General features: G+C 59.5%; 27 protein-coding genes. 14 read left to right on the top strand and 13 right to left on the bottom strand.

The features are described 5' to 3' along the window. Positions 1 to 4 precede the first annotated feature (4 nt). From mlaD to BBI10_RS23130, 3 genes are read right to left on the bottom strand one after another with little or no spacing between them, the layout of a single operon-like run. A complete protein-coding gene (gene mlaD, locus BBI10_RS23140; protein ID WP_065992091.1) occupies positions 5 to 472 on the bottom strand; it encodes an outer membrane lipid asymmetry maintenance protein MlaD in 468 nt (155 codons plus the stop codon). Next, entirely contained in the window at positions 472 to 1,269 is a 798-nt protein-coding gene (gene mlaE, locus BBI10_RS23135; RefSeq protein WP_065992089.1) for a lipid asymmetry maintenance ABC transporter permease subunit MlaE, read from the bottom strand. The genes mlaD and mlaE overlap by 1 nt, the downstream gene beginning before the upstream one ends. Beyond that, positions 1,269 to 2,078 carry an ATP-binding cassette domain-containing protein gene (locus BBI10_RS23130; protein WP_065992087.1) on the bottom strand — a complete coding sequence of 270 codons (810 nt, stop codon included), beginning with the start codon at positions 2,076 to 2,078 and terminating at the stop codon, positions 1,269 to 1,271. The genes mlaE and BBI10_RS23130 overlap by 1 nt, the downstream gene beginning before the upstream one ends. A gap of 308 nt (positions 2,079 to 2,386) precedes the next feature. Between BBI10_RS23130 and BBI10_RS23125 the strand changes: the two genes are divergently transcribed. From BBI10_RS23125 to BBI10_RS23075, 11 genes are all read left to right on the top strand, one after another. Next, the gene (locus tag BBI10_RS23125) at positions 2,387 to 3,361 is read left to right on the top strand and encodes a KpsF/GutQ family sugar-phosphate isomerase (RefSeq protein ID WP_065992085.1); all 975 of its coding nucleotides are present in this window, start codon (positions 2,387 to 2,389) and stop codon (positions 3,359 to 3,361) included. Beyond that, positions 3,362 to 3,895 carry a 3-deoxy-manno-octulosonate-8-phosphatase KdsC gene (kdsC, locus tag BBI10_RS23120; protein WP_065992081.1) on the top strand — a complete coding sequence of 178 codons (534 nt, stop codon included), beginning with the start codon at positions 3,362 to 3,364 and terminating at the stop codon, positions 3,893 to 3,895. It begins immediately after the preceding gene. Between the two features lie 10 nt (positions 3,896 to 3,905). Then, the gene (lptC, locus tag BBI10_RS23115; protein WP_037014789.1) at positions 3,906 to 4,478 is read left to right on the top strand and encodes an LPS export ABC transporter periplasmic protein LptC; all 573 of its coding nucleotides are present in this window, start codon (positions 3,906 to 3,908) and stop codon (positions 4,476 to 4,478) included. Next, positions 4,465 to 5,007 carry a lipopolysaccharide transport periplasmic protein LptA gene (lptA, locus tag BBI10_RS23110; RefSeq protein ID WP_037014791.1) on the top strand — a complete coding sequence of 181 codons (543 nt, stop codon included), beginning with the start codon at positions 4,465 to 4,467 and terminating at the stop codon, positions 5,005 to 5,007. The genes lptC and lptA overlap by 14 nt, the downstream gene beginning before the upstream one ends. Beyond that, a complete protein-coding gene (gene lptB, locus BBI10_RS23105; protein ID WP_065992079.1) occupies positions 5,007 to 5,732 on the top strand; it encodes an LPS export ABC transporter ATP-binding protein in 726 nt (241 codons plus the stop codon). The genes lptA and lptB overlap by 1 nt, the downstream gene beginning before the upstream one ends. Before the next feature lie 189 nt (positions 5,733 to 5,921). Continuing rightward, the gene (locus BBI10_RS23100; protein WP_065992077.1) at positions 5,922 to 7,415 is read left to right on the top strand and encodes an RNA polymerase factor sigma-54; all 1,494 of its coding nucleotides are present in this window, start codon (positions 5,922 to 5,924) and stop codon (positions 7,413 to 7,415) included. Between the two features lie 76 nt (positions 7,416 to 7,491). After that, positions 7,492 to 7,800: a ribosome hibernation-promoting factor, HPF/YfiA family gene (hpf, locus tag BBI10_RS23095; protein WP_037014798.1), complete on the top strand. Its 309-nt coding sequence runs from the start codon at positions 7,492 to 7,494 to the stop codon at positions 7,798 to 7,800. A gap of 12 nt (positions 7,801 to 7,812) precedes the next feature. After that, on the top strand, positions 7,813 to 8,277 hold the full coding sequence (gene ptsN / locus BBI10_RS23090; RefSeq protein WP_065992075.1) for a PTS IIA-like nitrogen regulatory protein PtsN: 465 nt from the start codon (positions 7,813 to 7,815) through the stop codon (positions 8,275 to 8,277). A gap of 2 nt (positions 8,278 to 8,279) precedes the next feature. Further along, on the top strand, positions 8,280 to 9,137 hold the full coding sequence (gene rapZ, locus BBI10_RS23085; protein WP_065992073.1) for an RNase adapter RapZ: 858 nt from the start codon (positions 8,280 to 8,282) through the stop codon (positions 9,135 to 9,137). A gap of 16 nt (positions 9,138 to 9,153) precedes the next feature. Next, the gene (locus tag BBI10_RS23080) at positions 9,154 to 9,426 is read left to right on the top strand and encodes an HPr family phosphocarrier protein (RefSeq protein WP_065992070.1); all 273 of its coding nucleotides are present in this window, start codon (positions 9,154 to 9,156) and stop codon (positions 9,424 to 9,426) included. 45 nt (positions 9,427 to 9,471) lie between these two features. After that, the gene (locus BBI10_RS23075) at positions 9,472 to 11,001 is read left to right on the top strand and encodes a sensor domain-containing diguanylate cyclase (protein ID WP_065992068.1); all 1,530 of its coding nucleotides are present in this window, start codon (positions 9,472 to 9,474) and stop codon (positions 10,999 to 11,001) included. Positions 11,002 to 11,043: 42 nt separating this feature from the next. On the opposite strand, the gene BBI10_RS23070 is transcribed toward BBI10_RS23075, so the two are convergent. Then, the gene (locus BBI10_RS23070; RefSeq protein ID WP_065992066.1) at positions 11,044 to 11,517 is read right to left on the bottom strand and encodes a PA2169 family four-helix-bundle protein; all 474 of its coding nucleotides are present in this window, start codon (positions 11,515 to 11,517) and stop codon (positions 11,044 to 11,046) included. 232 nt (positions 11,518 to 11,749) lie between these two features. Here BBI10_RS23070 and BBI10_RS23065 point away from each other — a divergent pair, with 232 nt between their 5' ends. Further along, positions 11,750 to 12,013, top strand: coding sequence for a DUF3820 family protein (locus BBI10_RS23065; RefSeq protein WP_065992064.1), 264 nt, complete (start codon positions 11,750 to 11,752; stop codon positions 12,011 to 12,013). 28 nt (positions 12,014 to 12,041) lie between these two features. Then, positions 12,042 to 13,247: an aminotransferase class V-fold PLP-dependent enzyme gene (locus BBI10_RS23060; protein ID WP_065992062.1), complete on the top strand. Its 1,206-nt coding sequence runs from the start codon at positions 12,042 to 12,044 to the stop codon at positions 13,245 to 13,247. Between the two features lie 344 nt (positions 13,248 to 13,591). Here BBI10_RS23060 and BBI10_RS23055 read toward each other — a convergent pair whose 3' ends face one another. The 3 genes from BBI10_RS23055 to zwf are packed head-to-tail and all read right to left on the bottom strand — an operon-like array spanning position 13,592 to position 16,459. Further along, positions 13,592 to 14,266, bottom strand: coding sequence for a bifunctional 4-hydroxy-2-oxoglutarate aldolase/2-dehydro-3-deoxy-phosphogluconate aldolase (locus BBI10_RS23055; protein WP_065992060.1), 675 nt, complete (start codon positions 14,264 to 14,266; stop codon positions 13,592 to 13,594). A gap of 17 nt (positions 14,267 to 14,283) precedes the next feature. Beyond that, entirely contained in the window at positions 14,284 to 15,003 is a 720-nt protein-coding gene (pgl, locus tag BBI10_RS23050; protein WP_065992058.1) for a 6-phosphogluconolactonase, read from the bottom strand. After that, positions 14,990 to 16,459 carry a glucose-6-phosphate dehydrogenase gene (gene zwf / locus BBI10_RS23045; RefSeq protein WP_065992056.1) on the bottom strand — a complete coding sequence of 490 codons (1,470 nt, stop codon included), beginning with the start codon at positions 16,457 to 16,459 and terminating at the stop codon, positions 14,990 to 14,992. The genes pgl and zwf overlap by 14 nt, the downstream gene beginning before the upstream one ends. Before the next feature lie 230 nt (positions 16,460 to 16,689). Between zwf and BBI10_RS23040 the strand changes: the two genes are divergently transcribed. After that, a complete protein-coding gene (locus BBI10_RS23040; protein ID WP_065992054.1) occupies positions 16,690 to 17,559 on the top strand; it encodes a MurR/RpiR family transcriptional regulator in 870 nt (289 codons plus the stop codon). 40 nt (positions 17,560 to 17,599) lie between these two features. Here the strand turns inward: BBI10_RS23040 and BBI10_RS23035 are convergent, their stop codons facing one another. The 6 genes from BBI10_RS23035 to BBI10_RS23010 form a co-directional block, all read right to left on the bottom strand. Then, positions 17,600 to 18,475, bottom strand: a complete 876-nt coding sequence (locus BBI10_RS23035) for a D-hexose-6-phosphate mutarotase (protein WP_065992050.1) — start codon at positions 18,473 to 18,475, stop codon at positions 17,600 to 17,602. Positions 18,476 to 18,643: 168 nt separating this feature from the next. Next, positions 18,644 to 19,999 carry a carbohydrate porin gene (locus tag BBI10_RS23030; RefSeq protein ID WP_065992048.1) on the bottom strand — a complete coding sequence of 452 codons (1,356 nt, stop codon included), beginning with the start codon at positions 19,997 to 19,999 and terminating at the stop codon, positions 18,644 to 18,646. 137 nt (positions 20,000 to 20,136) lie between these two features. Further along, positions 20,137 to 21,300 carry an ABC transporter ATP-binding protein gene (locus tag BBI10_RS23025; RefSeq protein ID WP_065992046.1) on the bottom strand — a complete coding sequence of 388 codons (1,164 nt, stop codon included), beginning with the start codon at positions 21,298 to 21,300 and terminating at the stop codon, positions 20,137 to 20,139. A gap of 2 nt (positions 21,301 to 21,302) precedes the next feature. Continuing rightward, on the bottom strand, positions 21,303 to 22,148 hold the full coding sequence (locus BBI10_RS23020) for a carbohydrate ABC transporter permease (protein ID WP_065992044.1): 846 nt from the start codon (positions 22,146 to 22,148) through the stop codon (positions 21,303 to 21,305). Then, positions 22,141 to 23,049, bottom strand: coding sequence for a carbohydrate ABC transporter permease (locus BBI10_RS23015; protein ID WP_037014845.1), 909 nt, complete (start codon positions 23,047 to 23,049; stop codon positions 22,141 to 22,143). Before BBI10_RS23015 ends, BBI10_RS23020 begins: the two co-directional genes overlap by 8 nt. Positions 23,050 to 23,163: 114 nt before the next feature. Then, entirely contained in the window at positions 23,164 to 24,450 is a 1,287-nt protein-coding gene (locus BBI10_RS23010) for an ABC transporter substrate-binding protein (RefSeq protein ID WP_065992042.1), read from the bottom strand. Positions 24,451 to 24,575 lie beyond the last annotated feature (125 nt).

Here is a 24,575-nt window from a genome sequence, read left to right as displayed (position 1 = left end):
CTCCTCATTTGGCGTCTTTGCCCACTGAATTGAGCAGGAATTTACCGATCAGGTCTTCGAGTACCAACGAGGACTGGGTGTCATGGATGGTGCCGCCGTCTTTCAACAGCTGGTCATCACCACCGACACTGATGCCGATGTATTTTTCACCCAGCAGGCCCGCGGTCAGAATGGAAGCGGTGGAATCCGAAGGCAGGTTATTGACCCGCTTGTTCACTTCCATCGTCACACGACCGGTGAAGGTATCGTGATCCAGATCGATTGCAGTGACCTTGCCAATGTTCACACCGGCCATGGTCACTTTCGCTCTGACAGTCAAACCGGCGATATTGTCGAAATTTGCGTAAAGTTTATAAGTGTCGGTGTTGGCGCTGGCACTCAGACCGCTGACGCGCAGGGCGAGCAGGAGCAAAGCCAGGATACCGGCCAGCAGAAACAGGCCTACACCGGTTTCGAGGGTGCGGTTTTGCATCAGAAGTCTCCAAACATCAAGGCGGTCATAATAAAGTCCAGGCCCAGTACGGCCAATGACGCGTAGACCACGGTCTTGGTCGTGGCGCGACTGATCCCTTCGGACGTCGGCTCGCAGTCATAGCCCTGAAACACGGCAATCCAGGTGACGACAAAAGCGAACACGACGCTCTTGATGACACCGTTGAGTACATCATCGGTAAACAAAACGCTGTTCTGCATGTTGGCCCAGAAGGAGCCTTCGTAAACGCCCAGCCAGTCGACCGCCACCCACGAACCACCCCAGATGCCAACCACGCTGAAGATCAGCGCCAGCACCGGCAGCGAGATGAAGCCTGCCCAGAGACGCGGCGCGACGATGTATTTGAGCGGGTCAACGCCAATCATCTCGAGGCTGGAAAGCTGCTCGGTGGATTTCATGTTGCCGATTTCAGCGGTGAGCGCAGAGCCTGCACGACCGGCGAACAATAGAGCGGTAACGACCGGACCGAGTTCACGCAGCAACGTCAGGGCAACCATCTGCCCCACCGCCTGCTCGGAGCCGTACTTGGCGAGAATGCTGAAGCCTTGCAGCGCCAGCACCATGCCGATGAACACGCCGGACACGACAATAATGGCCAGAGACATGACGCCTACCGAGTGCAGCTGACGCAGCAGCAGCTGAAAGCCGCCGCCGATTCCGCCACGCCCGAGCAACGCATGAACCAGAAAAATCCCTGAACTACCCAGCACTGCAACTATATCGATCGCCGAACGCCCCATCAGGCGTACGCGATCCATTAAAGACTTTCTGCGCATCAGCGCTTCCCCAAAAGATCGTCGCGATAATCCGGTGCCGGATAATGGAAAGGCACCGGCCCGTCGGGATCGCCCGTCATGAACTGACGTATACGAGGGTTATCCGACTCCATCAGTTCCTGCGGCGTGCCCTGCCCCAGCACCTGACCGTCACCGACGACATAGAGATAGTCGGCGATGCTCGCGGTCTCGGCGAGGTCGTGGGACACCACGATACTGGTGATACCCAGCGCGTCATTCAGCAGCCTGATCAGCCGAACCAGCACGCCCATGGCGATAGGGTCCTGGCCCACGAAGGGTTCGTCGTACATGAGGATCTGGGGATCCAGCGCGATGGCACGCGCCAGCGCAACACGACGCTTCATGCCACCCGACAGCTCGTCGGGCATCAAGTCGACTGCGCCACGAAGCCCCACCGCCTGCAGTTTGAGCAGAACGATGTCGCGGATCATGTCTTCAGGCAGTTTGGTGTGAACCCGCAGCGGAAACGCCACGTTTTCGAAAACGTCGAGATCGGTGAACAGTGCGCCGCTCTGAAAGAGAACGCCCATCTGCTTGCGCGCGTCGAAAAGATCGCTGCGCGATAGCTTGGGCAAATTCTGGCCATTGACCCAGACTTCGCCAGCGCTGGGACGCAGTTGTGCTCCCATCAACCGCAGCAGGGTGGTTTTACCACTGCCGGACGGCCCCATGATGCCGGTGACTTTGCCCCGGGGGATGCTGATGTCCACATTATTGAAGATGCTGCGCGCACCGCGCTTGAAGGAAACGCCCTTCAGCTCGACCGCGTAGGCGTTATCGGCACTCATCTAAACTCCTTGCGATGCAACCTGTCTCTCAGATGCCGCGTTCTTGACGAACGACACACTTTTGGAGGGGCCGAACAAGCGGCGGACTATACCACCGCTCTCGCACGCCGCCCAAGCTTCAACGTGTCAAGTCGCAAACAAAGAAGGGTATTAAGGACCGTGTGGAATTTTCGTACCCATCGCCAGCCTTTATCACGCAGTTGCTGAAGGACGTGTCCTTTCATTAAACAAACAGCAACGATGAAGCGTGAGGCTTTTGAACATTGCCGCTATAATCCCCGGCTTTTGACCAAGCGACCCCTTCCGATATGTCCAATGCGCGCAATCTGATTGAATCGGCACAGAGCACCATCCGCCTTGAAATAGAAGCCGTGGAAGGTCTGCTTGCGCATATCAATGCCGATTTCGTCAGCGCATGCGACATGATTCTGGGCAGTCAGGGCCGCGTGGTCGTGGTCGGCATGGGCAAGTCGGGCCATATCGGCAAGAAGATCGCCGCGACCCTCGCCAGCACCGGCACTCCCTCGTTTTTCGTGCACCCGGCCGAGGCCAGCCACGGCGACATGGGCATGATCACCAGCGCCGACATCATTCTGGCCCTGTCCAACTCGGGCACGACGGCCGAGATCGTCACGTTGCTGCCGCTGATCAAGCGTCTGGGCATCAAGATGATCAGCCTTACTGGCAACCCGGACTCAACGCTGGCCAAAGCCGCCGACGTCAACCTCAATGCGCGGGTCGAAAAAGAAGCCTGCCCGCTGAATCTGGCGCCCACCTCCTCCACCACGGCGGCGCTGGTCATGGGCGACGCCCTGGCCGTTGCACTGCTGGACGCCAGAGGCTTCACCGCCGAAGACTTCGCCTTTTCCCACCCGGGCGGTGCGCTGGGTCGTCGGCTGCTGTTGAAGGTCGAGCATGTGATGCACACTGGGGCCAACCTGCCGCAGGTTGCGCGGGGCACGCCGCTTCGCGATTCGCTGATGGAAATGACCCGCAAGGGGCTGGGCATGACCGCCATCCTCGAGAGCGACGGACGCCTTGCCGGTATCTTCACGGACGGTGACTTGCGTCGCACGCTGGATCGCCCGATCGACATACGCCTGGCCACCATTGATGAAGTGATGACCGTCCATGGCAAGACTGTACGGCCGGAAATGCTCGCGGCCGAAGCTTTGAAAATCATGGAAGACAACAAGATCGGCGCACTTATTGTGGTCGACGAGAACGACCGCCCGGTTGGCGCGTTCAACCTTCAAGACCTGCTTCGCGCAGGCGTCATGTAAATGAGCGCCGATATGAATGACCTGATGCAACGCGGCAAGAACATCAAACTGGCGATCTTCGACGTCGATGGCGTACTCACCGATGGGCGCCTGTATTTCCTCGAAGACGGCAGCGAGTTCAAGACGTTCAACACCCTCGACGGCCAGGGCATCAAGATGCTCATCAACTCGGGCGTGACCACTGCCATCATCAGCGGGCGCAAGACCCCCGTGGTTGAGCGGCGAGCGAAGAACCTCGGCATCGCGCACCTTTATCAGGGCCGCGAAGACAAACTCGTGGTCCTCGACGAGCTTTTGCAGCAACTGAATCTAAGCTACGAGCAGGTCGCGTATCTGGGTGACGATCTGCCTGATCTGCCGGTCATTCGCCGGGTCGGCCTGGGCATGGCCGTTGCCAATGCTGCCAGCTTTGTCCGCGAGCATGCCGATGGCATTACCCAGGCACGTGGCGGCGAAGGCGCTGCCCGCGAATTCTGCGAGTTGATCCTGAAGGCTCAGGGCAACCTCGAAGCGGCTCATGCCGCCTACCTATAGAAGTGCATTTATGCTGAGCAAAAAGTTTCGTACGTTTCTGCTGTTCGGTGTGCTGGCATTGCTGCTGGCAGCGGTCGGCTACTGGAACATCAGTCCGGAAAGCTTCCTCGATCAACCCAAGGCTGCCGTGGATGAAAGCGCTGTCGATTATTACGCGACCAACGCCCACAGCATTCAGTACTTGCCCGACGGAACCATGCAGTACGACATGACCGCCGACAAGGTCGAGCACTTGAAAGCCACCGACGTCACCCTGATGACCACGCCGGTGCTGCAGATGTATCGAGGTTCGACCTTCCCGTGGCACGTACAGAGCGTTCGCGCCGAAGTGTCGCCGGGGGGTGATCACGTCGAGCTGATCGACTCGGTGCGCATCAACCGCACCGATGAAAAGAACCGCACCACCATCATCACCAGCAGCCGCATGACTGTATTCCCGCAGAAGCAATATGCGGAGACTGCCCAACCCGTTAGAATCGACGGCCTTGGCGGTGTAACGACCGGCACGGGTATGAAAGCGTATCTGAAAGAAAGCAGGATGAACCTGCTATCCAACGTAAGAGGACAGTATGAGGCTCGTTAAAACCCTTCCTTTTTTGCTCGGCCTGGGCGCAGCACTGGGAAGCGCGAGCGCCTGGTCTCTGCCGACGGATCGCGATCAACCCATCCACATCCAGTCGGATGACGCGCAACTGGACGACAAGCAAGGCATCGCCACTTACAAAGGCAATGTCATCATCACCCAGGGCACGATGAAGATCACCGGCAACACCGTGACCATCACCCGGACACCGCAAGGCGACGTGGACGTGTTCACGTCCGTGGGCAACCTGGCCTATTACGAGCAGAAGCCATCGGTGGACAAACCGATCGTTCAGGCTTGGGGCGTCACCATCCAGTACTTCGCGGCCCAGAACCGCATCGTGCTGATCGACAAGGCCAAAGTAGTCAACGACGGCAACACGTCCGAAGGCGAGAAAATCGTCTATGACACCGTCAAGCAGGTCGTGAACGCCGGCCGTGCCAACGGCACCAAGGTCACCGCACCACGCCCTCGCATCGACATGGTCATCCAGCCGAAAAAGAAAACCGACCAGCAGAAGGCCCAGTAATGGCAACGCTGAAAGCCCAACATCTGGCCAAGGCCTATAAAAGCCGCCAGGTCGTACGTGACGTCAGCCTGTCCATCGAGAGCGGTCAGATTGTCGGCCTGCTCGGCCCCAACGGCGCCGGCAAGACCACCTGCTTCTACATGATCGTCGGCCTGGTTCAGGCCGATCAGGGTCGCGTCCTGATCGACGACCAGGACGTCAGCCACCAGCCGATGCACGGCCGCGCACGCGCCGGTATTGGCTACCTGCCACAGGAAGCGTCGATTTTCCGCAAGCTCTCCGTCTCGGACAACATCATGGCGATTCTGGAGACCCGCAAGGAGCTCGATCGCACTGCCCGTCGCAAGGAGCTGGAAAGCCTGCTGCAGGAATTCCACATCACTCACATTCGCGACAACCTGGGCATGAGCCTGTCGGGCGGTGAACGTCGCCGCGTGGAAATCGCACGCGCCCTCGCCACTTCGCCGAAATTCATTCTGCTCGACGAACCTTTTGCCGGTGTTGACCCTATTTCCGTAGGCGACATCAAGCAGATCATTCACCACCTCAAGGCCAAAGGGATCGGCGTGCTGATCACCGACCACAACGTGCGTGAAACGCTGGATATCTGCGAAACCGCCTACATCGTCAACGATGGGCAGCTAATTGCCGAAGGCGACGCCGAATCCATCCTGGCCAACCAATTGGTCAAGGAAGTTTATCTGGGTCACGAGTTCCGCCTGTAACCGCAGTGATGACACGAGGTTGTGCGGTACGCCGCAACGCGCGCTATCGCCGACCTCGTTTTTTAATTGTCATCACACTCTAGGCAAACCCTCCAGCTTCAGGCATATAATTTGCTTAAGTTGGCGCCCTCGGCGCCCTGGTAGTAAATGGCGCGCAGTGCGCCGGCGAATAAGGTGTTAAGCCCTGCCATGAAACCTTCGCTAGTCTTGAGAATGGGCCAGCAGCTGACGATGACGCCTCAGCTGCAACAGGCAATCCGCTTGCTTCAGTTGTCGACGCTGGATCTCCAACAGGAGATTCAGGAGGCGCTGGAGTCGAACCCGATGCTGGAACGGCAGGAGGAAGGCGACGATTTCGACAACGCCGACCCCTTGGCGGATAACGTAGAGCAAAAGCCCAACGCTGATGTTCAGGAGCCCACCTACCAGGAATCGGCGCCTACCGTCGACAATCTGGATGAGGGCGACTGGAACGAGCGCATCCCCAACGAGTTGCCTGTCGACACCGCGTGGGAAGACGTCTATCAGACCAGCGCCAGCAGCCTGCCCAGCAATGACGATGACGAGTGGGATTTCACCACCCGCACCTCCGTTGGCGAAAGCCTGCAAAGCCACCTGCTCTGGCAGCTCAACCTCGCGCCGATGTCGGACACCGATCGCCTGATCGCGGTGACGCTGATCGACTGCATCAACAACCAGGGTTACCTCGACGAAACACTGGAAGAATTGCTCGACGCTTTCGATCCTGAGCTCGATATCGAGCTGGACGAAATCGAAGCCGTTCTGCACCGCATCCAGCAGTTCGAGCCTGCGGGCATCGGCGCTCGCAACCTGAGCGAATGCCTGCTGCTGCAGCTCCGTCAGTTGCCGGCCAAAACCAGGTGGCTGGCGGAAGCGCAGAAGCTGGTCAGCGACTACATCGATCTGTTGGGCAGCCGCGACTACGCGCAACTGATGCGCCGCATGAAGCTCAAGGAAGACGACCTGCGGCAGGTCATTGAACTGGTCCAGAGCCTCAACCCGCGCCCCGGCTCGCAGATCGAGTCCAGTGAAGCCGAATACGTTGTGCCTGACGTTATCGTGCGCAAGGACAACGAGCGCTGGCTGGTGGAGCTGAACCAGGAATCCGTGCCGCGCCTGCGGGTCAATCCGCAGTACGCGGGGTTCGTGCGTCGCGCCGATACCAGCGCCGACAATACGTTCATGCGCAATCAGCTGCAGGAAGCGCGCTGGTTCATCAAGAGCCTGCAAAGCCGTAACGAGACGCTGATGAAGGTGGCGACGCAAATCGTTGAACACCAGCGCGGCTTCCTTGAGTACGGCGACGAGGCCATGAAGCCGCTGGTTCTGCATGACATCGCTGAGGCGGTCGGCATGCACGAATCGACGATTTCCCGGGTCACCACGCAGAAATTCATGCACACCCCACGCGGGATCTACGAACTCAAATATTTCTTTTCCAGCCACGTCAGCACCTCGGAAGGCGGCGAATGCTCGTCCACGGCGATTCGCGCGATCATCAAAAAACTGGTCGCTGCGGAAAATCAGAAAAAGCCGTTGAGTGACAGCAAGATCGCTGGTTTACTGGAAGCACAAGGCATTCAAGTGGCCCGTCGCACAGTCGCCAAGTACCGTGAATCCCTTGGGATCTCGCCGTCCAGCGAACGCAAGCGACTGATGTAAAGGTCACACGTCAAAGTGTTCCAGTGGCAGGCATTACGCCTGCCTCTTAATGCACTGGCAACGAAGGAGAAGCTGTATGCAAGTCAACATCAGTGGACACCAGCTGGAAGTGACCGAACCTCTGCGTACCTACATCGGCGAGAAACTCGCCCGACTGGAACGCCACTTTGACAAGATCACGAATGTGCAGGTCACGATGGAGGTCGAGAAGCTCAAGCAGAAGATCGAAGCCACCTTGCACGTTCCTGGCGCTGAAGTGGTTGCCAACGCCGAACACGACGACATGTACGCAGCCATTGACCTGCTTGCCGACAAGCTTGACCGCCAACTCAAAAAACATAAGGAAAAACAGCAAAGTCTGCTGCAAGGCGCGACTGCTCGCTGACACTCCCCACTCATGATCCGACTTGAAAATATTCTGACCCCTGGCCGTTCACTCGTGAACGTGCCAGGCGGCAGCAAAAAAGCCGTACTCCAAAACATCGCCAGCATGATCGGCAAGCAAGTGCCCGATCTTGATGAACAGGTGGTGTTTGAAAGCCTTATTGCCCGTGAAAAACTCGGCTCCACCGGTTTCGGTAATGGCATCGCCATTCCCCACTGCCGCCTGAAGGGCTGTACAACGCCTGTCAGCGCTGTGCTGCATCTCGAGAAACCCATCGATTTCGACGCCATCGACGGCGCGCCGGTTGACCTGCTGTTTGTGCTGCTGGTCCCGGAAGCGGCCACCGATGCTCACCTGGAACTGCTGCGCCAGATCGCCAGCATGCTCGACCGTGACGATGTGCGTAAGCGCCTGCGCGCCGCCAAAACCGACGAAGAGCTTTACAGCGTCGTGCTCGACGTCCAGAACGGTCACTGATCATGCGCATGATCATCGTCAGCGGCCGCTCCGGCTCCGGCAAGAGCACGGCCCTCGACGTCCTTGAAGACAGCGGTTTCTACTGCGTCGACAATTTGCCCGCCGGCCTGCTCCCGGAGCTGGCCGAGCGCGCACTGATCAACACCGAACTGGCCGAGCCTTTACTGGCGGTCTCGATTGACGCGCGCAACCTGCCCAGTCACCTGACCCGATTCCCACGCATGCTCGCCGAGGTACGCGCCCGCCACATCCAGTGCGACGTGCTGTTCCTCGATGCAGATGAACCTACCCTGCTCAAGCGTTTTTCCGAGACCCGTCGCCGTCATCCGTTGAGCACGGCAACGCGCTCGCTGGCCGAAGCCATTCGTGACGAGAAGACCCTGCTCGGCCCGATCATCGATCTGGCTGATCTGACGGTCGACACTACGCACCTGAATCTCTATCAGCTGCGCGACATTCTCAAATTGCGCCTGCTGAACAAACCCGAACCGGGCACTGCCTTCCTCATCGAATCCTTCGGCTTCAAGCGTGGCATGCCCGTGGACGCCGACCTGGTGTTCGACGTGCGCTGCCTGCCCAACCCGTACTGGAAACCCGAACTGCGCGAGCAGTCGGGCCTCGACAAGCCGGTTGCCGAGTACCTCGCAGCACAACCCGACGTCGAAGAAATGTTCCAGGACATCTTCTCGTATCTCAATAAGTGGTTGCCGCGCTTTGCCGCCAGCAATCGCGCCTACGTCACTATTGCCATTGGCTGCACCGGCGGACACCACCGCTCCGTCTACCTGACCGAACGTCTGGGTCAGGTCCTGCAGCAATCGCTCAAGAATGTTCAGGTCCGCCACCGCGACCTAAGCTGAAAGGACCTCCATCGCGATGCCCGCTCTAGAAATCACCATCATCAACAAGCTGGGTCTGCACGCCCGGGCCGCCGCCAAGTTCGTGGGTGTTGCCGGCAAGTACCCGTGTCAGATCAGGGTCGGCCGCACCCCGGAAACCATGGTCGATGGCAAAAGCATCATGGCCGTCATGATGCTGGCTGCCGGTAAGGGCACCCTGATCCACCTGGCCACCGAAGGTGAAGAAGCCGATGCGGCGCTGGCGGGGCTGGTGGAACTGATCAACAACAAGTTTGACGAAGGCGAATAAGCCTACCGCCGCACGACGCCTCCATTTCCCCGTCAGAGATGATCGATGCCACTGACAGCCAAGCCTCCATTCTCCCGAGGGATCAGATCCGGTTCCGAGAAGATGCTGATGCTGGGCAGCGCCGTGGCGGTGGCCGCCATACTCGCCATCGTGACCTGGTTGCTGTTTCGGGAGCTGGGGACGGCCAACGAAGCCGCTGTGCGCTCGGCAAACAATGTGGTGCAGTTGATCGACGCTGACGTGCAGCGCAATGCCGAGCTGTATGACACCTCCCTATTGGGCCTGATCGCGGCCTGGCGACGGCCCGATGTCATGACGATCTCTCCGGAATTGCGTCAGCTGGTGCTCTTCGACCGGGCCACGGCGGCGCCCTTCAAGGGCGATGTGGTGCTGCTGGATGACACCGGGCGCATCGTCGCCGACTCCACCTCGCTGACGCCTCGGCTGGACAACTTCTCAGACCGGCCAGGCTTTCAAAAACACCGGGGCAGCGGCTCACTGGCGCTGGTGGTCGACGGGCCCTTCCTTTCGCGCTGGGGCTTCAAGGACCTGTGCATCAGTTTCAGTCGCCGTCTCCCCTCCGCCAACGGCCAGTTCGTCGGCATTGCCAGTGCATCAATGCGCCTGTCGTACTTCGATCAACTGTTTCGCACGCTGGACATCGGTCCCACCAGCACCGTCAACCTGCTCAGCGCGGATGGCGTGATGCTCGCCCGGCAACCCGACGACAACAACCGGACCTTCATCGGCCAGAACTTCAGCATGCGGCCCAACTTCAAACGCATTCTGAGGGAGGTCAACGGCAGCTTTGCGGCGATATCCGAACTCGACGGTGCTGAGCGGCTTTACACCTTCTCACGGGTGGGTGACTTGCCATTGATCGTCGTGGTCGCTCAATCCCGGGACGACGTCTACGCGCTGTGGAAACGCAACGCGCTGCTGGTGGCAAGCGCGACCGGTTTGCTGTGCCTCGGGATCCTCTCGCTGTCCTGGCTGTTGGGCCGCCAACTGCGCCTGCGCCAGAACGCCGAGCGTGAACTGGCCGGGCTGGCGTCCACAGATGGGCTGACCGGCCTGGCCAACCGGCGCAGGCTGGATCAGGTGCTCAAGCAGGAATGGGCGCGGGGCATGCGTTCGGAAAGGCCGTTGGCACTCCTGATGATTGATGTGGATCACTTCAAGGCCTTCAACGATCGACACGGGCATCATGGCGGCGACGTCGCATTACGCAGCGTTGCCCAGACCCTGACCGCCAGCATCCGCAGGCCGGGTGACCTCGCCGCGCGCTATGGCGGTGAGGAGTTCATGGTGGTGCTCCCGGAAACCGACAAGGCAGGTGCCTGTGTGATCGCGGAAAAGCTGCGTCTGGTGATAGAAGCACTTCCGCCTTTCGCCGAGGACACAGTGCCCATCACCGTCAGCATCGGCGTGGCCACGCACCTGCCGGCGACCCACGATCTGCCCGAGCCGCTGTTTCACGCCGCGGACCGGGCCCTGTACCGGGCCAAGAAACAAGGCAGGAACCGCGTGGAATTCGAACCCTATGTAGCGCCCTCTGCCGAATCGCAGGCATAAAAAAACGCCAGACTGGCTGGCGTTTTTCGACGTTACCGCGAATTACTTGTTGGCAGCACGAACGGTGTCACGCAGGGCTTTAACCTTGTCGTGGTTCGCTTGCACGCCCTGCAGCTGACGCTGGATCAGGGTAGTGACGTTGACTGGCAAGTTCTTCTCGGTAGCTTCCCGGGCAGCCTTTTTGTAAGCCTTCAGCGCGTGGTCTTCACCGCTTTCGACTTCGTTCAGGACCGCTTCGTCGTTCTTGCCGCTCAACGCGCTTTTCAGGTTGACCCACAGGCGGTGTGCGCCGCCAGCGATGCTGGAGGAATCTTCTGGATCGCCGCCCAGTGCACGTACTTCAGCTTGAAGCTCGGCAACCGACGTCTTGCAGCCAGAAGAACGGGAGAGCAGGTAGGCCTTGATTTCCGGGTTCTTGGCGTCTTCAGCAGCAGTGTGAAAACCTTTCTCACCGTCAATGCTGGTCTCGATCAAGTCATTCAGGATAGAGATGGCTTCTTTGTTGATATCCGACATTTTGCGGTTCCTTTTTGGCAGGTTTATCAAAGGTCTGGTTAACGAAACACTCGATAGAAGGAATATTGCACTGTGCGTGCCAGCTTTTGCCGATAATAAATAGTGTTATTTTTCAATAGCTTATGAATATCAAGGGACAGTTCATCCGCGCTTTCTGCATGATCTGTGTGTTTGCGTAGTTGCAGAATGCACGTATCGTCTGAGTTCACTCGAACGGATAAGCGGCTTTTGGATGAACCCGGAAAAACTCAAACTGTTGGTGACTCGCGAAATGCCGTTCGGCAAGTATCAGGGGAGACTGCTGGCGGACCTGCCGGGCGATTACCTGAACTGGTTTGCTCGAAAGGGTTTCCCGGCAGGCGAGTTGGGCAGCCTGCTGGCACTGATGCACGAGATTGATCACAACGGCCTGTCGGCGCTGCTGGATCCTCTGCGCACCCGCCCTCGCGAACCGCTGCGGCCGGGCCCGTCGAAAACACCCATACGCTTCAACTAAACATCCATTGATAAAAGCGAGCCGCCGGATGAACAGCACTGCATACGCAATAACGGAATGGGCGGATGAACAGGCTCGGGACGAAGCGTTCTGGCAGCAGGTCGCGGCGCAGTACGACGTCGAACCGGGGCCGGTGAATTTCGAATACGGCTATTTCGGCCGCATGACCCGCGCAGCACTCAAGGATTACGAGCAGAACCTGGCGTACGTCAATCGCAGCAACTCGGTCTACGTGCGGCAGAAGTTCGATACCGAAGACAGCGAGATCATCCGCGCCGACCTCGCCGATCTGCTGAACGTGCCGGCCCGCGAAGTGGCCCTCACCCGCTCCGCGTCGGAGTCGGTGCAAGCGCTGATTCGCAACTACAACGGCCTTGTGGCAGGCGATCAGGTGCTGATCAGCGACCTGGATTACAACAGCGTCCAGACCGGCATGCGCTGGCTGGCGAAAAACCGTGGCGTTGAGGTGATCGAGATCACTCATCAGCACCCCGCGAGCCATGACGGGCTGCTGGAGACCTACCGCGAAGCGTTTGCCGCTCACCCACGACTCAAGCTGGTGGCGCTGACCTACGTCACTCACCGGACCGGCCTGGTGATGCCAGTGAAGGCCATCGCCGAGCTGGCCAAAGCCCACGGCATTGAAGTCATTCTGGATGGCGCCCATGCCTTGGGCCTGCTGGATTTCGAGCTTGCTGACCTTGGCGTGTCGTTCGCCGGCTTCAACCTGCAGAAATGGATAGGCGCGCCGCTGAGCCTGGGCTTTATTTACGTGAAGCAGGAACGCCTGAGCGCCATCGACCCCGACATGGCAGACGAGCGCTACGGTGCGGACGACATCCTCGGCCGCGTGCCTTACGGGACGCCGAACATCCCCGCCCTGATGACCCTGCCCAAAGTGTTCGCCGAGCATCGCGCCATGGGGGGCGCCCCGGCCAAGGGTGCACGTTTGGCGTATCTGCGAGACCTGTGGGTCACTCAGGCGCGCAGTATGGAAGGCATCGAGGTGCTGACGCCGGACGACCCGCGACTGTATTGCGGGATCACGTCATTTCGGTTCATCCGTCACGCAGATCAGGAACTCATGGTCAAGCGCCTGCTCGATGAGCACGGCATTTTTGCAGTAACGCGGGAAGGCTCGGCCTGCGGGACGTGCATTCGCATCACGCCGGGATTCACCACGTCGGCAAAGGACGTTGAACAGCTGGTCGCGGCACTTCGTGCATTGGCGTGAGCCCTGCTCTATAGGCTGCAACGGGATCAACGCCCCTGACAGGATCGTGGAAAAAAGACGGCGCCTTCATGACGAAGGCGCCGTAAATCCATCGAGAAACGAACTACAAAGGAGCGGCAACGATAAGCGCTCCCGCCGCTGCCTGTGCGGTACATATGTATTGCGTGTAAACGACGCAAAAAAAAACGGCGTTCCCGACCAAGGAACACCGTAAAAAAGCCATGCAACAACGACTTCTGCAGCAACGCCCCGCGGGACGCTATAAACGGATCATGCTCAGCAGTAGACCAGCCCCCAGTTGAACGGGGGCTGTCCAAGCGTGCGCCTGACCGGCGAATCCAGACTCAGTCGAACAACGCGATGGCTTCGGCAGTGGCGTCGGTAATCCGCTGCCAGTCGCCGTTCTTCACCCACGCGTTATCGATCATCCAGGTGCCGCCGACGCACATCACGTTGGGCAGCGCCATGTAGTTTTTCAGGTTGGCCGCACTGACACCGCCGGTGGGGCAGAAACGCACTTCCGGGAATGGACCGCCCAGTGCCTTGATTGCACCGACACCGCCACTGATTTCCGCCGGAAACAGCTTGAAGCGACGATAACCCAGCGCGTAACCGATCATGATTTCCGACGCGCTGCTGATGCCTGGCAGCAGCGGCAATTCGCTCAGTGCGGCAGCTTCCAGCAGATCCTGAGTGCTGCCCGGGGTGACGATGAACTGTGAACCCGCCTCCTCCGCCGCCTTGAGCATGTGGCGGTCGAGAATGGTGCCGGCGCCAACGCTCAGCTCAGGCCGCGCATCACGCAGCATGCGGATGGCTTTGAGGCCGAACTCCGAGCGCAGGGTGATTTCCAGCGCGTTCAGGCCTCCTGCGGCCAGGGCATCGGCCAGCGGCAGGACATCCTGTTCGCGGGCGATGGTAATGACCGGCAGAATCTTTGCTTTCGCGCAGAGTGCGTCGATCTGGGCAATCTTGCTCGCCATGCTATTCAACGGCTGTTTCACTTGGGTATTTTCCATGGCGGCTGATCCTTTGCTTATGGGCACCAGTAGATCTCTAGAGACGGGTTAAGGAACGCGCGTACCGGCATTTCGGCAAGGTCATCGCCTGCCAGTGCCGCGCGCAATGTGTCGAGTTTGGCCTGACCGGAGACGGACAGGATAGTGGTCGCTGCGCACGCCAGCACCGGACGCGTCAGGGTCAGGCGCTGATGAGGAACGGTCGGTGCGAGCATGGGCAGGCAACGACGGTCGCTGTTGAGATCCAGCGCTTCCTTCAGATGCGGGCTGTCGGGGAACAGCGACGCGGTATGCCCGTCGTCACCCATGCCCAGAATCAGCACGTCGATCTTCGGCAGCGCCTTGAGCGCCTCGTCCGTTGCAGCTGCGGCCTCATCCACTGTGGTGGTCGCACGGTACAGGCTGAAGAACCCCGCCTCGGCCGCCGGGCCCTGAAGCAGAAAACGCTTGAGCAGGCCTTCGTTGCTGTCGGCGTGCTCGGTCGGCACCCAGCGCTCGTCAGCCAGACTCACGCAGACTTTCGACCACTCGAGCGGCTTCTGCGCCAGCGCCTTGAAGAACGCCACCGGGCTTTTGCCGCCCGACACCACCAACGTGGCCGTGCCGTGAAGGTTGCTGGAAATTGCCGCCGTCAGACGTTCGGCCACCTGATCGGCCAGCGCGTTCGCCAGCACTTCAGGGTTATCGAATTCGTGGGCCTTCAGACCGGCCGGAAATTCAAGTTCACATATCGCCATACCAGGACCTCCCGTCACGCGTAATAAGAGCAATGGAGCTCATCGGCCCCCAGGAACCGGCCGGGTAAGGCTTGGGCGCATCGCCCGCCTTTTTCCAGCCAGCGATCAACTGGTCGCACCATTGCCAGGCGTATTCGATTTCGTCTTTGCGCACAAACAGGTTCTGATTGCCACGCATGACCTCCAGCAACAACCGCTCGTAGGCGTCCGGCACACGGGCGCTGCGGTAGGCGTCGGAGAAGCTCAGTTGCAAAGGGTTGCTGCGTAGCTGCATGCCTTTGTCCAGGCCCTGATCCTTGGTCATCACTTGCAGCGAGATGCCTTCATCGGGCTGCAGGCGGATGATCAGGCGGTTGCTGATCTGCAAGCGCTGCTCGGGCGCAAAGATGTAATGCGGCGGCTCTTTGAAGTGGATCACGATCTGCGACAGCTTCTGCGGCATGCGTTTGCCGGTCCGCAAATAGAACGGCACGCCCGACCAACGCCAGTTACGGATGTCGGCACGAATGGCGACGAACGTCTCAGTGTCACTCTGGGTGTTGGAGTTTTCTTCCTCCAGATAACCCGGCACCGGCTTGCCGTCGCTGTAACCGGCGATGTATTGACCGCGCACCACCTGGGTGGCCAGACGCTCCGGCGTGAACGGCGCCAGTGCCTTGAGCACTTTCACCTTCTCGTCACGGATGCTGTCGGCCGACAGGTCGCTGGGCGGGTCCATCGCGATCAGGCACAGCAGCTGCAGCAGGTGATTCTGGATCATGTCGCGCAGTTGACCGGCCTGGTCGAAATAGCCCCAACGCCCTTCGATGCCGACCTTCTCTGCCACGGTGATTTCCACATGGGAGATGTGGTTCTGGTTCCACTGCGTCTCGAACAGGCTGTTGGCAAAACGCAGGGCAATGAGGTTCTGCACCGTGTCCTTGCCCAGGTAATGGTCGATCCGGTAGATGCGGGTTTCAGGCAGGAACCTGGCAACGGCGTCATTGACGCGACGGGACGACGCGAGGTCGTGGCCGATGGGTTTTTCCAGCACCGCCCGGGTGCGATCGGTAAGGCCGACCAGCGCGAGGTTTTCGCAGATGGCGCCATAGACCGACGCTGGCGTCGCGAAGTAGGCAATCATGGTCGGCGCGTCGCCCACGGCTTCGGCGAGCGCGACGTAATCTTCGCCCTTGAGGAAGTCCACGTGCAGGTAACTCAGGCGGGCCTGAAAACGCTCCATGTGCTCGGTCTCAAGCTGCGCCTCGGGGACGAAGCGACGCAGGCTTTTATCGATGTAGGCCAGGTGCTCCTCAGGAGTTCCCGCCTCACGGGCCAACGCAATAATTCGGGTCTCGGCATGCAGCAGTCCAGCTCGATCAAGCTGGTACAACGCAGGAAACAGTTTGCGTACCGCCAGGTCACCCAAGGCGCCAAACAACGCAAAAGTGCACGGTTCAACCGTAATCGAGAGCATAATGTTGGTTCTTTTATCAAGTTAAGCTACAAATACCTTTTTTAAAGGCGTTACTCAAGGCCGAATGTAGTAATAACCACAACATTCCCACTAGAACCACATTAGAGTGGTGATCACCACAGGCCCTCAGTACGATAGGCCACCTTTGCGACAGGCTAAAGGCCCAATTCCCACTCTTCAAATAAAGGCCTGTTCACCCGCCTGTCGACGTTTCATCAGAAGGACAAACAATGGACCGCGTACGCAATCTTCTGGAGCAGATCCAGAGTCGTCTGGAAGAGCTGAACAAGGCCGAGCGCAAGGTCGCCGAGGCGATTCTGAGCAATCCGCAGCAGGCCACCCGGTTCAGCATCGCTGCGCTGGCCCAGGCCGCCAAGGTCAGTGAGCCGACGGTCAACCGCTTCTGCCGCTCATTCGATGTCAGCGGCTATCCAGAGCTGAAACTGCAACTGGCCCAGAGCCTGGCCAGCGGCGCCGCCTACGTCAGCCGCGCGGTGGAAGCCGATGACAACCCGGAGGCCTACACCCGCAAGATTTTCGGCAGTGCCATCGCGTCCCTCGACAGCGTGTGCCAGGTGCTTGACCCCAACCTGATCAGCAAAGCGGTGGACTTGTTGATTCAGGCGCGGCAGATTCACTTCTTCGGCCTCGGGGCTTCGGCGCCGGTGGCACTGGACGCGCAGCATAAATTCTTCCGTTTCAATCTCGCCGTCACGGCCCACGCCGACGTGCTGGTGCAGCGCATGCTGGCCTCGGTGGCCCACACCGGCGAGCTGTTCGTGATCATTTCCTACACCGGACGCACCCGCGAGCTGGTGGAAGTGGCGCGCATCGCCCGTGAAAATGGCGCGTCGGTGCTGGGACTGACCGCTGCCGACTCGCCACTGGCAAAAGCCAGCACGCTGAGCCTGAACATTCCGCTGCCGGAAGACACCGACATCTATATGCCGATGACCTCGCGGATCGTCCAACTGACAGTGCTGGATGTGCTGGCGACCGGCATGACCCTGCGTCGGGGCGTCGATTTCCAGCCGCACCTGCGCAAGATCAAGGAAAGCCTGAACGCGAGCCGTTATCCGGCGGACGATGAATTGAACTGATCGACGGACGGGACCCTGTCAAGACAGGCGTCGGAACAGGTCAGTGAACCAGACTGGCCTGCAGGCTCAAACTGGCGTGCTGCCCGGGGGCCAGGCTCAGGCAATCATCCACACCTGACGCCGCCTCGACCCGCAAAAAACCCATGGCTTCATCGCCACCCACGCCCAGCAACGGTCGGTTGCCCGGGTGCCAGACCACGGTGCTGTCGCTGTCGCCGGTGTCGATGTTCAAACGCCGCTGCCAGGCGTCGTCCTGCAACTCAAGCATGCCGGCGTGCTCGAACACCCGCTGACAACTGCCCTGTACCCGCAGCTCGCCCCGCTGCTCGCAGGCGCTGCGGCTGAGTTCGTCATAGCCGTGCGCACCATCGAGCCCACGCAACGCGACGTCCGCCACATCGCTGATACGCCAGTAGGCGTGCAAGCCATGGCCGAAGTGGCAAGGCTCGCTGTCGTCGTGCCGCGTTTCAAGGCGCAGGTCCATCGCCTGGCCGAGCTCGGCGTAGAGATCCGCCTGCCAGTCCCACAGCTTGAGTTGCCAGCGCAATGTCACGCCCGCCTCGTGCTCGTGGCTTTCGACCAGCTTCCAGTCAAGCAGCCGACCCCAGCCATTGGCCGGCCAGCCGCTCTCGCCGGGATGACGCCCGACCCAGGGCCAACTGACCGGCACGCCGCCGCGGATCGCGCCGACCAGAGGCCAGTGCGCGGCGCACCACAGCCAGGGTCTCTGCCCGGCAGGTTCGAAATGCAACAGCTGAGCGCCCTGCCGGCTGAACACGGCCTGGCACTGCGCATGATTGATCACCAGCACATCACGCTGTTGGTAGCGTTCCCACTGAAAGGTCGGTTGCGGTCGCACCGAGGTGAAGAAACGCTGGAGAGGATGCTCGGTTGAGCCGGGATCCCTGAAGGGCATCGTTGTAGCGCTCCAGATAGCGGTCACTCGTCACGCGAGAAAAAATGCTCCGAATGCGGAGCCATTGCTGCGGAATAAATAGCGGAAAAAAAACGGGCAGCCAGGCTGCCCGTAAAGCACACACGACCCTTGATCGTTTGTGGAGCGCGGAGGAGCGTCCGCTTTAAGTTAGAACTTCGATTGAATCTTGATGCCGGCAACCAGTGCGTTCTGGACGTCGTCCACACCGCCCGGGCTCTTCACGTACTGCAGGTTGGGACGCACGGTCAGCCAGTCGGTGACGTGCACGCCGTAGTAGATTTCCGAGTTGTATTCGGTCTTCTGGATCGGCAGGTAGCCTGGGTTGTCGTAGTCTTCGATACCGTTGACGGCGTTGACCAGACGACGGTTGTCCTGGGCATCATCGTTCACGTGGATACGCGCGACGCCGATACCGATGTCATCCTTCGGACGTGCATCGAACGGGCCTTTGTAGACGAAGCCGACCTGCTGGTAGTTGTCGACGAAGTTGGTGGCTTTGTCATGCACCGTCGCGTTGGCGAAAATGCTCAGACCACGGGATGCGTCGCCGTTGTGAGCGGTCAGCTGTTGCTGAGCCACGACCCACCAGCCGTGCTTGTCTTTGTGGGACTTGAAGTCACCGCCAGCGATTGCCTGAGGCTGACCGTTTTCGTTCTCGTAGAGATCGTCAGCGCTCGGGTTGCTCACGTAGTAGCCCAGACGGTATTCGCCGGGCAGCGAGTTGACGTTTGGCGACCACACCACTTCAACCGGTACGACGGTGCCTTTCGAGCCGCTGCCGCTGAGTTTGAAGCTGTTGCCGGTTTCGAGGTACGAAGGGTTCTGCTCGTAGACGCCGATCTGGGCGAACAACTCAGGCGTGATGTTGTACTTCACGCGTGCAGCCCACTGGCTGACAGGCCAGTTGTACCAGGTGTTGACGTAGTTACCGACCTGCGAGCCGCAGAACGAAAGGTTCTGGAAGTCGCAAGGGAAGCTGTTGAAGTCTTCGCCTTCGCCGAAACGGCCGACCTTGATGTCGAGCTTGCCGTCGAAGTACTTCTGCTTGACCCACATCTGGGTCAGACGCCAGGTCTGGCCACGGCCCCAGACTTCCTGGGAGGAACTGAGCGTGCCGGCACGCGGATCGCCGATACGGTCGTTGGAGATGTTGTTGCCACTACGCTCGGTGATCGCGAGCTTGAACTCTGCGTCGTGCCAGCCGAGGATTTTTTGCAGGTCCATCTGAACGCCAAACGCAAACTGGTCGCTGTAGCGGCCGGTCCGGTCGTCGTTATAACCACCGTTGAGGTTGGAGGCGGCTTCGCCCACGTATTCGATCGGGAAGTCGTAACCCTTGTCGTACAGCTCTTGACGCAGACCACCCCAGTCACCGGTCATGTGCTCGCTGGCTTTGAAGGGCTCCATTGCAAACGCCGTTCCGGAAACCGTCAACGCGCTCAGGACAGACAACCCACCGATCAGCTGAAACTGGTTAAGCGACTTGTTACGTACCTTTTTCATCCCTTGGATCCTCGTTTTATTGTTATTAGCTTTTGAACAGCGTTGTAACCACGTACATCGTGTGCATGACGGGTTTTGTACGGCAGACATCCACCCGTCACAGGTGCTCGTTTGTGCAGTGCTCCTGCACGTCGGGATCAGTTGCGGTTGAGCCGCGTGACATTCCCCATGTTCTCCACCGACTGACTCGGTGCCAGCACGCCCAGGCGCTCGCCGGTTTTCGCGTCGAACAGCAGAACCTTCGCCGGATCGAACTGCAGCGTCAAGGTCTCGCCCACAGCAGGTGCAATATCCGGCGCCAGACGGCAGCAGACCTTGCTCTCGTTGAGGGTAACGAATACCAGCGTATCCGGGCCAGTGGGCTCGGTCACCTGGACTTCAGCGCGAATCGTCGGCAGAAGACCTGCAGCATCACCGGACGCTAGCACGATCTGCTCGGGACGCAGGCCCAGAATCACCTCACGGTCCTCGAGACCGGCGTCGTTCATGCTCATCGGCAGCTCGCAGCGGGCCTGACCGCTGTCGAGCAGTGCGACGAGGCGACCGTCCTTGCGCTGCAGGCGCAGCGGGATGAAGTTCATTGGCGGCGAGCCGATGAAGCTCGCCACGAACAGGTTGGCCGGATCGTTGTAGATCTGCTTCGGCGTGCCGAACTGCTGAATGATGCCGTCCTTCATGACCGCCACTTTGTCGCCCAGGGTCATTGCTTCGATCTGGTCGTGGGTCACGTAAACCGTAGTGGTCTTAAGGCGCTGGTGCATCAGCTTCATTTCGGTCCGCATCTCGACGCGCAGTTTGGCGTCGAGGTTGGAGAGCGGCTCATCGAACAGGTAGATTTTGGGACGACGGGCCAGCGCCCGGCCCATGGCCACGCGTTGTTGCTGACCACCGGACAGTTGCCCCGGCTTGCGGTTGAGCAGGTGTTCGATCTGCAGCAGCTTGGCAACCCGCGCCACTTCCGCATCGATGTCAGCCTGAGGCATCTTGCGAATCTTCAGCCCGAATTCGATGTTCTCGCGCACGCTCATGGTCGGGTACAGCGCGTAGGACTGGAACACCATCGCGATGTCGCGATCCTTCGGGCTCATGCCGCTGACGTCCTGATCACCGATCATGATCGCGCCGCCGGTAATGTTTTCCAGCCCGGCGATGCAGTTCATCAGGGTCGACTTACCGCAGCCCGAAGGGCCGACCAGAATCAGGAACTCGCCTTCTTTGATGGAGAGTTCGATGTTCTTCAGGGTGTCCGGCAGACCGGCCCCGTAAGTCTTGTTTACATTGCGTAGTTCAAGCGTTGCCATGATTACCCCTTGACTGCGCCGGCCGTCAGCCCGCGCACGAAATACTTGCCTGCGACCACGTAGACCAGCAGGGTCGGCAGACCGGCGATCATCGCCGCCGCCATATCAACGTTGTATTCCTTGGCGCCCGTACTGGTATTGACCAGGTTGTTCAGCGCGACCGTGATCGGCTGCGAATCACCACTGGAGAACACCACACCGAACAGGAAGTCGTTCCAGATCTGAGTGAATTGCCAGATCAGGCAGACCATGATGATCGGCGTCGACATCGGCAGAATGATCCGACGGAAGATGGTGAAGAAGCCGGCACCGTCAAGACGTGCAGCCTTCACCAGTGCTTCTGGGATGCTGACGTAGTAATTGCGGAAGAACAGTGTGGTGAACGCCAGACCGTAGACAACGTGAATGAACACCAGCCCCGTCGTGGTATTGGCCAGGCCCATCTTGCCGAGGGTGAAAGACGCAGGCAGCAGGACGGTCTGGAACGGCAGGAAGCAGCCGAACAGCAGCAGGCCGAAGAACAGCTGCGAACCGCGGAAACGCCACATCGACAGCACGTAGCCGTTCAGCGCACCAATGGTGGTGGAAATCAGCACCGCGGGAACGGTGATCAGGAACGAGTTCCAGAAATAACCTTTTACCGTCGCCCAGGCTTTGATCCAGCCGATGGCGGTGACTTCGGTCGGCCAGCTGAGCAGGTTGCCGCTACCGATATCCTCCGGCGATTTGAAGCTGGTCAAGAGCATGACCACCAGCGGCACCAGATAAAGCAATACGGCAATAATCAGCACCGCATAAATCGCGACGCGGCTCAGGCTGAGGGCGGGCTTATTGGCGAGACTAGTCATTGCGCTTGGCCCTCAGCTCGGAATACAGATAAGGCACAAGGATGGCGAGAATCGCGCCCAGCATCAGAATCGCGCTGGCCGAACCCATGCCCATCTGGCCACGGCTGAAGGTGAACGAGTACATGAACATTGCCGGCAGGTCGGATGAATAGCCCGGGCCACCGGCCGTCATGGCAGCGACCAGGTCGAAGCTCTTGATGGCGATGTGCGCCAGAATCATGACCGCACTGAAGAACACCGGACGCAGGCTTGGCAGCACAACCTTCCAGTAGATTTTCGGCATGCTCGCACCGTCGATCTGCGCGGCGCGGATGATCGACTGGTCGACGCCGCGAAGGCCCGCCAGGAACATCGCCATGATGAAGCCCGACGCCTGCCATACGGCAGCGATGACCAGGCAGTACACAACACGGTCCGGATCGATCAGCCAGTCCAGGCGAAAGCCTTCCCAGCCCCAGTCACGCAACAGTTTGTCCAGGCCCATGCCTGGGTTGAGCAGCCATTTCCAGGCCGTACCGGTGACGATCATCGAGAGCGCCATCGGGTACAGATAAATGGTGCGGATAAAACCTTCGCGGCGGATGCGCTGGTCCAGAAAGACCGCCAGCAGCACGCCCACCACCATGCTGATGCCGATGAACATGCCACCGAACACCGCGAGGTTTTTGCTCGCTACCCACCAGCGGTCGTTGTCGAACAACCGCGCGTATTGCGCCAGACCCACGAATTTGTAGGTCGGCAAAAAAGTCGAGTTGGTGAACGACAGAACGAACGTCCACAGGATATAGCCGTAGAAGCCCACCAATACGATGAACATGCTGGGCGCCAGCACCAGTTTGGGTAGCCAGCGCTGCAGTGCATCAAACGGCGAGGCTTTGCTGAACACAGCAACAGAACTCATGGTGAAAATCCAATAAAAAGTGAAAGCGGCCGCAAGTCGCAAGCCTCAAGCTGCAAGTCAGAAGCCAATCATCGATCAGCTTGAGACTTGCAGCCTGCCGCTAGTCGCTGGCCTTTATTTGGCAGACTTGATCGCAGCGCCCAGCTTCTTCGCCGCGTCGGCCGGATCGGCTTTCGGGTCGTTGATGAAGTTGGTCACGACGTCAAAGAAGGCACCCTGAACGGCCAGCGTAGTGGCCATGTTGTGCGCCATGCTTGGCTGCAGGCCGCCGGTTTTGGCGTCAGCCAGGAAGTCCTTGGCAGCGGTCTGGGCGCACGAGTCGAAACCGTACTTGCCCATGTCAGCCAGCATGTCGTTGCGAACAGGGATCGAGCCTTTGTTGATGCTGAAGACTTTCTGGAAGTTTTCACCCAACACGACCTTGGCGATGTCCTGCTGACCGGCAGCAGTGCCCGCGTCTTTCTGCTTGAACACAGCCAGGGAGTCGATGTTGTAGGTGAACGCCTTGTCGGTGCCCGGGAACGCTACGCACTCGTAGTCCTTGCCGGCGACTTTCTTGGCGGCGGTCCATTCACTCTTGGCCCAGTCACCCATGATCTGCATGCCGGCCTTGCCGTTGATGACTTTGGCGGCTTCCAGGTTCCAGTCCTGGCCTTTGCCGTCGGCATCCATGTAGGTCGCGACTTTCTTCAGCTCAGTCAGCGACTTGACCATTTCAGGGCCCGTCAGCGCAGCGTTGTCGAGATCGACCAGTGCCTTCTTGTAACCATCGGCGCCCATGACGGACAGAACGACGGCTTCAAAAACAGTGCTGTCCTGCCAAGGCTGGCCACCGTGGGCCAGAGGGATGAAGCCTGCCGCTTTGAGCTTGTCGCCCGCTGCGTAGAATTCTTCGAGGGTGGTAGGGGCTTTTTCGATACCGGCTTTCTTGAAGACTTCCGGGTTGATCCACAGCCAGTTGACGCGGTGGATGTTCACCGGCACGGCCACGTAATCACCGTCGTACTTCACGGTATCGGAGACTTTCTTGTCCAGCAGGCTGTCCCATTTCTCCTCTTTGGAGACGGTTTTCAGCACGTCAGTATCAAGCAGGCCAGTGGAGGCCCATTCCTGAATGTCCGGGCCTTTGATCTGGGCAACGCCAGGCGGGTTGCCAGCAACGGCGCGGCTCTTGAGCACGGTCATAGCGGTTGCACCACCGCCGCCTGCGACAGCGCCGTCTTTCCAGGTGAAACCGTCTTTTTCAACCTGCGCGCGGAGCACATCAACAGCGGCTTTTTCGCCACCGGACGTCCACCAGTGCACCACTTCAACCGTGCCTTTGGCATCAGCCGCCATGGCGCTCAGAGGGAACAAGGAGGCGAGGGAAATAAGTGCAGCGAGACGGGAAATCGAATTCATATCTGACCTTTCTTGTTGTTATGCATGTGCAAGTCGTGGCGCTTGCGCTGCGTGGATTCTAACCAAGGGCCCGGAGCGGACGGTAACGAAGGGATGCGCGAATGTCACAAGGCTGTGACATTCAA

Origin of the sequence: Pseudomonas graminis (genome assembly GCF_001705435.1) — a bacterium.
Lineage (GTDB): Bacteria > Pseudomonadota > Gammaproteobacteria > Pseudomonadales > Pseudomonadaceae > Aquipseudomonas > Aquipseudomonas graminis_B.
This window is presented reverse-complemented; position numbering and strand designations above follow the sequence as displayed.

Bases quoted from the DNA above. Each gene is read 5' to 3' on its own strand.
- mlaD (WP_065992091.1), bottom strand. From the start codon at position 472: ATGCAAAACCGCACCCTCGAAACCGGTGTAGGCCTGTTTCTGCTGGCC.
- mlaE (WP_065992089.1), bottom strand. From the start codon at position 1,269: ATGCGCAGAAAGTCTTTAATGGATCGCGTACGCCTGATGGGGCGTTCG.
- BBI10_RS23130 (WP_065992087.1), bottom strand. From the start codon at position 2,078: ATGAGTGCCGATAACGCCTACGCGGTCGAGCTGAAGGGCGTTTCCTTC.
- BBI10_RS23125 (WP_065992085.1), top strand. From the start codon at position 2,387: ATGTCCAATGCGCGCAATCTGATTGAATCGGCACAGAGCACCATCCGC.
- kdsC (WP_065992081.1), top strand. From the start codon at position 3,362: ATGAGCGCCGATATGAATGACCTGATGCAACGCGGCAAGAACATCAAA.
- lptC (WP_037014789.1), top strand. From the start codon at position 3,906: ATGCTGAGCAAAAAGTTTCGTACGTTTCTGCTGTTCGGTGTGCTGGCA.
- lptA (WP_037014791.1), top strand. From the start codon at position 4,465: ATGAGGCTCGTTAAAACCCTTCCTTTTTTGCTCGGCCTGGGCGCAGCA.
- lptB (WP_065992079.1), top strand. From the start codon at position 5,007: ATGGCAACGCTGAAAGCCCAACATCTGGCCAAGGCCTATAAAAGCCGC.
- BBI10_RS23100 (WP_065992077.1), top strand. From the start codon at position 5,922: ATGAAACCTTCGCTAGTCTTGAGAATGGGCCAGCAGCTGACGATGACG.
- hpf (WP_037014798.1), top strand. From the start codon at position 7,492: ATGCAAGTCAACATCAGTGGACACCAGCTGGAAGTGACCGAACCTCTG.
- ptsN (WP_065992075.1), top strand. From the start codon at position 7,813: ATGATCCGACTTGAAAATATTCTGACCCCTGGCCGTTCACTCGTGAAC.
- rapZ (WP_065992073.1), top strand. From the start codon at position 8,280: ATGCGCATGATCATCGTCAGCGGCCGCTCCGGCTCCGGCAAGAGCACG.
- BBI10_RS23080 (WP_065992070.1), top strand. From the start codon at position 9,154: ATGCCCGCTCTAGAAATCACCATCATCAACAAGCTGGGTCTGCACGCC.
- BBI10_RS23075 (WP_065992068.1), top strand. From the start codon at position 9,472: ATGCCACTGACAGCCAAGCCTCCATTCTCCCGAGGGATCAGATCCGGT.
- BBI10_RS23070 (WP_065992066.1), bottom strand. From the start codon at position 11,517: ATGTCGGATATCAACAAAGAAGCCATCTCTATCCTGAATGACTTGATC.
- BBI10_RS23065 (WP_065992064.1), top strand. From the start codon at position 11,750: ATGAACCCGGAAAAACTCAAACTGTTGGTGACTCGCGAAATGCCGTTC.
- BBI10_RS23060 (WP_065992062.1), top strand. From the start codon at position 12,042: ATGAACAGCACTGCATACGCAATAACGGAATGGGCGGATGAACAGGCT.
- BBI10_RS23055 (WP_065992060.1), bottom strand. From the start codon at position 14,266: ATGGAAAATACCCAAGTGAAACAGCCGTTGAATAGCATGGCGAGCAAG.
- pgl (WP_065992058.1), bottom strand. From the start codon at position 15,003: ATGGCGATATGTGAACTTGAATTTCCGGCCGGTCTGAAGGCCCACGAA.
- zwf (WP_065992056.1), bottom strand. From the start codon at position 16,459: ATGCTCTCGATTACGGTTGAACCGTGCACTTTTGCGTTGTTTGGCGCC.
- BBI10_RS23040 (WP_065992054.1), top strand. From the start codon at position 16,690: ATGGACCGCGTACGCAATCTTCTGGAGCAGATCCAGAGTCGTCTGGAA.
- BBI10_RS23035 (WP_065992050.1), bottom strand. From the start codon at position 18,475: ATGCCCTTCAGGGATCCCGGCTCAACCGAGCATCCTCTCCAGCGTTTC.
- BBI10_RS23030 (WP_065992048.1), bottom strand. From the start codon at position 19,999: ATGAAAAAGGTACGTAACAAGTCGCTTAACCAGTTTCAGCTGATCGGT.
- BBI10_RS23025 (WP_065992046.1), bottom strand. From the start codon at position 21,300: ATGGCAACGCTTGAACTACGCAATGTAAACAAGACTTACGGGGCCGGT.
- BBI10_RS23020 (WP_065992044.1), bottom strand. From the start codon at position 22,148: ATGACTAGTCTCGCCAATAAGCCCGCCCTCAGCCTGAGCCGCGTCGCG.
- BBI10_RS23015 (WP_037014845.1), bottom strand. From the start codon at position 23,049: ATGAGTTCTGTTGCTGTGTTCAGCAAAGCCTCGCCGTTTGATGCACTG.
- BBI10_RS23010 (WP_065992042.1), bottom strand. From the start codon at position 24,450: ATGAATTCGATTTCCCGTCTCGCTGCACTTATTTCCCTCGCCTCCTTG.